This is a genomic window from Nostoc sp. CHAB 5715 (assembly GCF_020829685.1).
In the GTDB taxonomy this organism is placed as follows: domain Bacteria; phylum Cyanobacteriota; class Cyanobacteriia; order Cyanobacteriales; family Nostocaceae; genus Nostoc.
Genome location: NZ_JAIVFR010000192.1, coordinates 1 through 9,261 on the forward strand (window position 1 = coordinate 1; position 9,261 = coordinate 9,261).

A 9,261-nucleotide genomic window follows, 5' to 3' on the forward strand; every position below is an offset into this window, starting at 1 on the left:
CCAGGGATTTCAACATTTTGGTCAATAGTTCTTTGTCATTTGTCTTTTGTCATTTGTCCTTTGTCCTTTGTGAAAAACTAATGACCAATGACCAATGACTAATGACTAATGACCAATGACCAATGACCAATGACTAATGACTAACAGATGAGTAACAAATTTTTCAGCCAAACAGCATCAGTAAGGCGATAATAGATATAGAGATCAAAATATTTTATATGTCCTTCTCTTCCTGCTCGTGTTGTGTTGTCGTCCTCAATCAACAACAAGAGCAAAATATCTCTCACCAAAACCAGTGCCAGGATGTGCCAGTTAACCCCAGCAAGAGCATGGTTAAAAGTTGCACTGTAGTTGAAAATGGTCGGGTTGTCGTTAAAGCCTTACAAGCTCCACTCAATCAGACTGTGGAGTAACTTTCAAGCATTTCAACTGTTTTCATCTAAAGGTAAAACATCGTGGAAGCGGTTGTAATCAATGTAGCGATGTCCATCGGGTGTGTGATGGAAGATATCGACAAATTGATTATTCCACAAAATCTCATTAGCACCATAACTATGACGGGCATGGACAACCTGTGCAACCGTTTCGTCAATGCCACTCAAAGAGATGATCAGCATAGTATTTGTCTGGGTTAACGATTCTGGTGTCATCCCATATAGAGGACTAAACTCATCAATGACATGCATTACTGACCAGCTTAACGTGAAGCTAGGTGTTTGGTTCCTCAGCAGTTTGAGGTCGTAGAACCGACGCATAAACTGCCCTTCTAAGGTTACATCGTCGCGCATTAAGTAGACTCGCATCTGCGCCTCCAGAATCATATTGCGACGCTGATTAGCGGTGCGAAATATGAGAGTCGGCATTGCGTTATGAGGTGTAATTACAGCAACACGGCTAAATAGCACACGGGCTGTGGGTCGGGAGAATCGAGCAAATGCTAGTCCCGTCATCACAGCAATTCCCACCAAACCAATCATTGCTTCAATGGTGACAATAATGTTGGCGTAAGTTGTTTTAGGATACATTGCTCCATAGCCGATGGATGCTAGGGTTTGCACGCTAAAGAAAAAGACATCTAAAAAAGAGCCAGGTCGGGCGTTGGCAATACAATCTCCTCCTATCCAGTAAGCTAGGGCAAATAGAGCATTAATCGTTACATAGAAAGTACAGATCAGGATCAGAAAGCCAGTCCAGGGAATCGTTAGCAGCAGATGGTAGGGATCGCGCCAGTAGGAATGCCATGCACCCATACCTATAATCTCAAATTTTCCATCTCGAACTTGAATCTGAATAGGTGGGATCAGACGCTGTTTTTTCTTCGGTGAAAGTCTCTTCAGTCGAAATTTCATTGCAAGTAGCCAAAAGAACGGCAACTGCTTAGTATTTTGACATTCCACTCACCCGCAAGGGAACGGAAATTTCAACTTTCTTTTCTAAAATCAGCAAAAAAAATAGGGTGTGCAATGCCCACCCTAACAATCAGCGAGAAACTAACTCATTTTTCAGGGTTTGGTTGCTGACTTTTAGAACAGCGGTCAAACCACTCCTGATATTTTTTCTGATGTGACTCATCTTCAACAGCAATGGTCACTCGCACCTGGTTGCAGCCGTGATTTTCTGGCCATTTTATGACCGAGGCGGCATTGATAAAGGTCTGTTTTGGCAGATTCTCGCTAGTCTGCAACGGGTTGCTATCAGTTATACCCTAGCTGCGATCGTTGGTATTGGTTTAGGCATTTTGATTGGGGTTAATAAAACCATGTCCAAAGCTTTAGACCCCATCTTTCAACTACTGCGGACAGTACCACCTCTAGCTTGGGTACCCATTTCTCTAGCAGCTTTACGACAAAACGAACCAGCCGCGTTGTTTGTAATTTTCATCACCGCCATTTGGCCCATCTTAATTAACACTGCTGTCGGCGTAACCCAAATTCCCCAAGATTACAACAACGTCGCCAAAGTTCTGCAACTTAGCCGCAAAGAATATTTCACAAATATTTTGATTCCTGCGGCATTACCCTACATTTTTACCGGCTTGAGAATTGCGATCGGTTTAGCTTGGTTAGCGATTATTGCCGCCGAAATCGTCATGTCCGGTATTGTCGGAATCGGCTTTTTTATCTGGGATGCCTATCAAAATAACAACGTCAGCGAAGTTATTTTAGCTCTAGTTTACATCGGCATTGTCGGCTTGCTCCTAGATAAAGCGATGGGTTGGCTGCAAAACAAGATATTGCCGGAAAAATAGGGAGTGGGGAGTAGGGAGTAGGGACGGGAAAAGATTTTTCCTAATCTCTAATCTTTAATCTCTAATCTTTAATCTCTACTCCCTAATCCCCATTCCCCATTCCTCATTCCTCATCCCCCATTCCCCACTCCCTAATCCCTAATCCCCATTCCCCATTCCTCATTCCCCATCCCCCATTCCCCACTCCCCACTCCCTACTCCCTATCTCCTATGTTTGTAGCTGTTGATCAAATTGACAAAGTTTTTAACTTAACAGGTGGCGGCCAATATATCGCCCTCAAAGGAATCGACCTCCAAATTAAAAAAGGAGAATTCATTTCTTTGATTGGTCACTCCGGTTGCGGTAAATCCACTCTATTAAATATGATTGCGGGTTTAGATTTGCCCACTGAAGGTCTTGTCACTCTCGAAGGACAAAAAATCAGCAAACCCGGCCCAGACAGGATGGTGGTATTCCAAAATTATTCCCTATTACCTTGGCGGACGGTAAGAGAAAATATTGCCCTTGCCGTGGACTCGGTAATGAAAGGTTTACCCGCAAGCGATCGCAAAGCCATTATCGAAAAACATATTGATATGGTGGGTTTGCGTCCCCATGCTGACAAACAGCCGGGAATGTTATCAGGCGGACAAAAGCAGCGAGTTGCGATCGCCCGCGCCTTAGCGATTCGTCCCAAATTACTCTTGCTAGATGAACCCTTTGGTGCATTGGATGCACTCACACGCGGCAATTTGCAAGAACAACTGATGCAAATTTGCGAAGAAAATCAAGTTACCGCCGTGATGGTGACACATGATGTAGATGAAGCAGTGCTGTTATCTGACAGAATCGTGATGTTAACCAACGGCCCCGAATCTAAAATCGGCGACATTTTAGAAGTGGATATTCCCAGACCCCGGAAGCGGATGGAAGTAGTAGAACATCCCAGCTATTACAGCTTGCGGAGTGAGATGATTTACTTCCTCAATCAGCAGAAACGGATCAAAAAAATTCGGGCGCGGAAAACTGCCGACATTGCCCGTCATGGATTAGAAAAAGTTAACCTAGAAATTGGCTTTTTACCTCTGACAGCTTGCGCCCCTCTAGCAGTTGCTAAAGAAAAAGGCTTTTTTGTCAAGCATGGTTTAGATGAAGTTAACCTGGTGCGGGAAAGCAACTGGCGGGGTATTGTCGATGGCATAACTGGGGGTTATTTAGATGCGGCTCAAATGCCTTCAGGGATGCCGATGTGGCTAACTTTGGGAGGACATAATAACCAACCTCTGCCCGTTGTCACCGCCCTCACCATGACTCGCAACGGTAACGCCATCACCTTGGCAAAACGCTTTTACGACCAAGGCGTGCAAACCTTATCAGACTTCAGAAATCACCTGATTCTCACCCGTGAACAACGGCACACAATGGGGGTAGTGCATCCCGCATCTATGCACAACTTGCTGCTGCGTTACTGGCTAGCGGCTGGAGGAATTGACCCCGATAGCGATGTGGATATGAAGACCATTCCCCCAGCGCAGATGGTAGCTGACCTAAAAGCCGCAAGTATTGATGGTTACTGCGTAGGCGAACCTTGGAACTACCGCGCGGCTGTGGAAAATGTCGGCTTTACCATCGCTACCGACTTAGAAGTTTGGCTGGGACACCCCGGTAAAGTTCTTGGTGTGCGGGAAGATTGGGCAGAAAATTATCCAAATACGCATATTGCTTTGACCAAAGCTTTGCTAGAAGCTTGTCAGTATTGTGCAAATCCTGAAAATGCCCAAGAGATTCGGGAAATCTTAGCAGGGCGAGAGTACGTCAGCACCGATTTAGAATACATTCAACTCGAAGATCCAAATAGTCTCACCTGTGACTTAGATAATCCGTTGCGGGACTATGCCCATCACCAGTTTTATTCTGAGTCTGCCATTAACCGCCCCAGCCGTACCGAACAAATTTGGATTATGAGTCAACTGGCGCGTTGGGGTGACACTCCCTTCCCCAGAAATTGGGTAGAAGTTGTGGAACGGGTATGTCGCGTGCGTGTTTTCAGCACCGCCGCACGAGAATTAGGTTTGGATATTAGCTATATTCGCCAACCGATCCAACTGTTCGATGGTACTCCCTTTAACGCCGATGATCCGATCGCTTATCTCAACAGCTTAAAAATTAAACGTGATTTTTCAGTCGCGGAAGTTGTTCTTGATGCACCGAGAAGAAGATTCGCGTCATAAAAGAATGGTGAGAGAAAGAGGAAGTGAAGAAGTAAAACAATCACGCGCGAAGCTTTGAACTCCGTTAATGAACCTCTGAACTCCATTAATGAGGCTTTGAACTCCATTAATGAACCTCTGAACTCCATTAATGAGGCTTTGAACTCCATTAATGAACCTCTAAACTCCGTTAATGAACCTCTGAACTCCGTCAAGTTATATCTTGCACCTACCTATCCCGCCTGAGAATAAATTCTCAGGCTAATAGCCCAAGTCCACTCAAGTGGACTACAAACCTTAATCAGTCTTCTTTAGAAGACTTTAGCTATAAGCCTCAGAATTCATTCTGATATCATGTCCGATAAATTACTTGTGATATGTCATTGCGAGTGGAACGAAGTGAAACGAAGCAATCACAACGTCTGGAGCGATTGCTTCACTCCGTTCGCAATTGACTTGTGTTTAACCGGACGTGATATGAGGCGGTCGTGGGGACTGGTGCAAGTTCTGAGTCAATGAATCTTTGAACTTTAACATTAAACTTTTTAATCCCCAAATACCATGCAAAACCGCAACTCAACAGCTACAAACACACTAGGAAAACCATTCGCCACTGCAACCACCAACCGCAGACCTTTCCTAGAAATTAAAGACGTTACCAAAGTTTATCCTACAAAGAAAGGCCCCTTCACCGTACTCGACGGCGTTAATCTCAACGTAGAACAAGGCGAATTTATTTGCGTTATCGGCCACTCTGGCTGTGGCAAATCGACGCTACTTAATATGGTATCCGGTTTTAACTTTCCCACCTCCGGGCAAGTGTTACTAGAAGGAGAACCCATTACCAAGCCAGGCCCAGACAGGATGGTTGTCTTCCAAAACTATGCCTTGCTACCTTGGCGAACTGCTTTTGAAAATATCTACTTAGCTGTTAACGCCGTTTATCCCAACAAACCACAAGCCGAAAAAAGAGCGATCGTCCGAGATCATCTAGCAATGGTGGGACTAGCTGATGCAATGGAAAAGAAACCAATGCAAATGTCCGGCGGTATGAGACAACGGGTTTCTATCGCCCGTGCTTTGGCGATTCGTCCGAAAGTCTTAATTTTAGATGAACCTTTTGGCGCACTGGATGCCATCACCAAAGAAGAATTACAGGAAGAATTGCTCAAAATTTGGGGCGATAATCGTTGTACGGTGTTGATGATTACCCACGACATCGACGAGGCACTATTTTTAGCAGATAAATTGGTGATGATGACCAATGGCCCCCATGCAAAAATTGGTGAAGTCATGGAAATTCCTTTTGCTCGTCCACGCGATCGCGCCCGTATCATGGAAGATCCACAATACTACCAACTACGTAATTATGCCCTAGACTTCCTCTTTAATCGCTTTGCCCATGATGATGTAGGTTAAGCTCATATCTTGCATCATTCTCAATTGGCATCCTAGCCCGCCAAGACTCGAAGTGCAAAGCTAGTCCACTTAAGTGGACTGAAACTCCTTGTTAGTCTTCTTTAGAAGACTTTAGCTATTAGCCTCAGAATTCATTCTGAGGCGGTTGTTGGGATTGATGCAAGATGTCAGTTAAGCTAATCGTCATTCTCCTAACTTTCATTCTCAAAAATGGTTCCTTCCAAACGAGTTTATTTATTGTTGATTTTAGGTATAGCGATCGCCCCGATTCTATGCCTTTTTCTCAGCATTAAAGCAGCGATCGCCATCATTTTGCTATTTGATGCGATCGTTCTCGGATTGATGATTGTAGATGGTTTGCAGGTGCGACGTTCTCGTGTGCAAATTACCCGCGAATTACCGTCACGATTATCCATTGGGCGGGATAATCCAGTGGTGCTAAAAGTAACATCACCAAATGCCAACGCCCTAATTGAAATCTGCGATTACTACCCAACAGGGTTTGGCATATCTGCACCCACACTTCATGCTATTATTCCCAGTAATACCACTCAAGAATTGACATATACCGTCAACCCGACACAGCGCGGCGAGTTTCCTTGGGGAAATATTCAAGTCAGACAGTTAGGAATTTGGCGATTAGCTTGGAATGATTGGCAAATTCCCCAAAGTCTGCCAGTGAAAGTTTATCCTGATTTAGTTGGGTTGCGATCGCTGACAATTCGTTTAACATTGCAATCATCAGGATCAATCCGCCAATCTCGCAAAACTGGTATTGGTACAGAGTTTGCCGAACTGCGGAACTATCGCACTGGTGACGATTTGCGGTTTATTGATTGGAAAGCTACCGCCCGTCGGGTTGGGGCATATAATAATGCAACGCCACTGGTAAGGGTTCTGGAACCCGAACAGGAACAAACTTTACTAATCTTGCTCGATCGCGGGCGATTGATGACAGCAAAAGTGCAGAATTTGCAGAGATTTGACTGGGGTTTGAATGCAACTTTATCCTTAGCATTGGCGGGGTTGCATCGAGGCGATCGTGTCGGTGTTGGTGTATTTGACCGCCAGATGCATACGTGGATTCCCCCAGAACGCGGTCAACATCATTTGAATCAGCTAATCGATCGCCTGACACCAATTCAACCAGTATTATTTGAATCTGATTATTTGGGGGCGGTGACAAATGTTGTGCAGCGACAAACTCGCAGGGCGCTAGTGGTGGTGATTACCGACTTAATTGATGTCACCGCTTCTACAGAACTCCTGGCTGCACTTTCCAAGCTAGCACCCCGGTATCTGCCATTTTGTGTTACTCTGCGAGATCCGCAAGTTGATCGTTTAGCACACACCTTCACAGATAATGTTACAGATGCTTATGCCCGTGCAGTGGCACTAGATTTATTAATGCAACGACAAGTAGCTTATGCTCAGTTGAAACAAAAAGGTGTATTAGTACTAGATGCACCAGCAAATCAAATTGCCGATCAGGTAGTTGAGCGATATCTGCAACTAAAAGCGCGGAATCAACTTTAGCGAATTTTCAATCGGCGATCGCCTAACTCATATCATGTCCGATAAATTACTTGTGATAAGTCAAAAGCGAGTGGAACGAAGTGAAACGAAGCAATCACAACGTCTGGAGCGATTGCTTCACTCCGTTCGCAATTGACTTGTGTTTAACCGGACGTGATATCACAGGTTGCAAAATTCTTCTCCCACCAGTCCAGCATTGCTCGTCACCTTTAACACCAGATTGTCATTACTTTACCGTATATGCTGTGCTGTCTCTTAAATCCTTTGTCAGTAAGCCTTTCAAGACTTAACGGGAAAAGTCAGATATTTGCCAAACTTTCTGCTTGAGTATTGTTATGCCCTGGAACAATTGCAAATTAAGGCTTTGAGATTCATTGCCACCTGAAAATTCCAACTTAAGTGGTCTAAAATATAGCGCTCGGTGTTGACAATTTTTCAATAATCGAATAACAAGGTGGCAGCAGCATTAAAAAAAAGCGTTAGTGCATTCCTACCTAGAAACTAATTAACGCCCTTCATTAAACTTCATACGGTTAACATAATTATGCCAGAAACTACGGATTACAAAGCTTCCAAATCAGACAATCAAGCTATTGCCTATAAAGAACGCCTTAATTCTTGGGCGATCGCTCGTCTACTTCCTAATACGCAACGGGAGATTGTTGCTCGCTTCCGCAGCCGTTCTGATGCCGAAGGCTATATGCGCCACCTCCCCCAGGAAATACCAAATGCTTCCTACATGGTTGTTTTTGATTGTCAACGCCAAGAAGCTGTGATTTAAGGCATAAGTATAGGCAATAGACTTATCTTGAAAGAGGGCAGTTTTCCGTAAGCTCAAACTTCCCTCTGCCTTCCTCGATAAAAAAATTAAAAATGTGTAGACGTAGCCATCAAAGACATCGCTTACAACTCCAGATTACAATTCACGCTTCACTTAAAAGTTCTGGATGTTGTCAACGAGCATATCAACCTTTGTATTTTACGTTTTCAAATCCGAGTTTCCAAGCCAGTAAGCCTTTGCGCGTAGGGGTTTATTCGCGTCAGTGGCACATTAGCGATCGCGCTGGCACAGCTTTGCAAGGTGTTAGAAGCACAGGGATGCAGCAGTAAATTAGAAAACAGCCTAAAATTAATCTCACAATTATATCAGGAATATGAACAAGTTAAAACTGCCTTAGAACAAGAACTTGCGAAGGAAGTACCATGAAAGCGGATGCTCAAGAAAGCCAATCTTTAGTTCTAATTGTTGATGATGAACCTTTTATCCGCCTGATACTGCGGCATTTTTTGGAGCGGGAAGGCTATCAAATAGCGGAAGCTCAAAATGGCATAGAGGCAATAAAAGTTTTTAAGCAATTGCATCCTGATATAGTACTTCTTGATGCCATAATGCCAGATATGGATGGGTTCGAGTGTTGCACTCAGTTACAGAATTTTGATTGTAGCAAGTATACTCCAGTTTTAATGGTTACAGGACTTGAAGATCAAGAGTCAGTTGACCGAGCATTTGAAGTGGGGGCAATGGATTATGTTACCAAACCAGTCCACTGGGCAGTTTTGCGACAACGGGTAAAACGCTTGATTCAGCAATCTCAGTTACAGCAAAAACTGGAAGCCGTTAATGTGGAATTGCAGCGATTAGCTACTATTGATGGATTAACTCAAGTAGCTAACCGCCGACGGTTTGAAGAGTATTTTAACCAAGAGTGGCAGCGCATGAAACGGGATAAACGTCCCCTTTCTCTAATTCTTTGCGATGTTGATTTCTTCAAATTATATAATGATACTTATGGTCATCGATTAGGCGATCGCTGTCTTCAAGAAATTGCTAAAGCGATCAAAGATATTATTAAACGTCCTGGAGATTT

General features: G+C 44.0%; 9 protein-coding genes and 1 pseudogene. 9 read left to right on the top strand and 1 reads right to left on the bottom strand.

What is annotated here, in order from left to right; all coding sequences use genetic code 11:
• Positions 1-218 precede the first annotated feature (218 nt).
• Positions 219-413 (top strand): hypothetical protein, encoded by a 195-nt coding sequence (locus LC574_RS12735; protein WP_229453861.1) that lies wholly within the window; start codon positions 219-221, stop codon positions 411-413.
• A 12-nt stretch (positions 414-425) separates the two neighbouring features.
• Here LC574_RS12735 and LC574_RS12740 read toward each other — a convergent pair whose 3' ends face one another.
• Complete coding sequence (locus LC574_RS12740; protein WP_229453862.1) at positions 426-1,349, bottom strand: ion channel; 924 nt, start codon at positions 1,347-1,349, stop codon at positions 426-428.
• A 269-nt stretch (positions 1,350-1,618) separates the two neighbouring features.
• On the opposite strand from LC574_RS12740, the pseudogene ntrB reads away from it, so the two are divergent.
• From ntrB to LC574_RS12780, 8 genes and pseudogenes are all read left to right on the top strand, one after another.
• Positions 1,619-2,248 (top strand): annotated as a pseudogene (gene ntrB, locus LC574_RS12745) (nitrate ABC transporter permease); the annotation flags it as partial.
• Positions 2,249-2,458: 210 nt separating this feature from the next.
• Positions 2,459-4,459 carry a nitrate ABC transporter ATP-binding protein gene (locus LC574_RS12750; protein WP_229453863.1) on the top strand — a complete coding sequence of 667 codons (2,001 nt, stop codon included), beginning with the start codon at positions 2,459-2,461 and terminating at the stop codon, positions 4,457-4,459.
• A gap of 54 nt (positions 4,460-4,513) precedes the next feature.
• Positions 4,514-4,684, top strand: coding sequence for a hypothetical protein (locus LC574_RS12755; protein ID WP_229453864.1), 171 nt, complete (start codon positions 4,514-4,516; stop codon positions 4,682-4,684).
• A 315-nt stretch (positions 4,685-4,999) separates the two neighbouring features.
• A complete protein-coding gene (locus LC574_RS12760; RefSeq protein ID WP_229453865.1) occupies positions 5,000-5,857 on the top strand; it encodes a nitrate ABC transporter ATP-binding protein in 858 nt (285 codons plus the stop codon).
• A gap of 210 nt (positions 5,858-6,067) precedes the next feature.
• Positions 6,068-7,393: a DUF58 domain-containing protein gene (locus tag LC574_RS12765; RefSeq protein ID WP_229453866.1), complete on the top strand. Its 1,326-nt coding sequence runs from the start codon at positions 6,068-6,070 to the stop codon at positions 7,391-7,393.
• A gap of 544 nt (positions 7,394-7,937) precedes the next feature.
• A complete protein-coding gene (locus tag LC574_RS12770; protein ID WP_229453867.1) occupies positions 7,938-8,174 on the top strand; it encodes a hypothetical protein in 237 nt (78 codons plus the stop codon).
• A 92-nt stretch (positions 8,175-8,266) separates the two neighbouring features.
• Positions 8,267-8,503 carry a hypothetical protein gene (locus LC574_RS12775; RefSeq protein WP_229453868.1) on the top strand — a complete coding sequence of 79 codons (237 nt, stop codon included), beginning with the start codon at positions 8,267-8,269 and terminating at the stop codon, positions 8,501-8,503.
• Positions 8,504-8,596: 93 nt separating this feature from the next.
• On the top strand, positions 8,597-9,261 hold a 665-nt coding region (locus LC574_RS12780), incomplete at its 3' end, for a response regulator (RefSeq protein ID WP_229453869.1).

What these genes read in the sequence shown, in the direction of transcription:
- LC574_RS12735 (WP_229453861.1), top strand. Translation starts at nt 219, where the DNA reads ATGTCCTTCTCTTCCTGCTCGTGTTGTGTTGTCGTCCTCAATCAACAA.
- LC574_RS12740 (WP_229453862.1), bottom strand. Translation starts at nt 1,349, where the DNA reads ATGAAATTTCGACTGAAGAGACTTTCACCGAAGAAAAAACAGCGTCTG.
- LC574_RS12750 (WP_229453863.1), top strand. Translation starts at nt 2,459, where the DNA reads ATGTTTGTAGCTGTTGATCAAATTGACAAAGTTTTTAACTTAACAGGT.
- LC574_RS12760 (WP_229453865.1), top strand. Translation starts at nt 5,000, where the DNA reads ATGCAAAACCGCAACTCAACAGCTACAAACACACTAGGAAAACCATTC.
- LC574_RS12765 (WP_229453866.1), top strand. Translation starts at nt 6,068, where the DNA reads ATGGTTCCTTCCAAACGAGTTTATTTATTGTTGATTTTAGGTATAGCG.
- LC574_RS12770 (WP_229453867.1), top strand. Translation starts at nt 7,938, where the DNA reads ATGCCAGAAACTACGGATTACAAAGCTTCCAAATCAGACAATCAAGCT.
- LC574_RS12775 (WP_229453868.1), top strand. Translation starts at nt 8,267, where the DNA reads ATGTGTAGACGTAGCCATCAAAGACATCGCTTACAACTCCAGATTACA.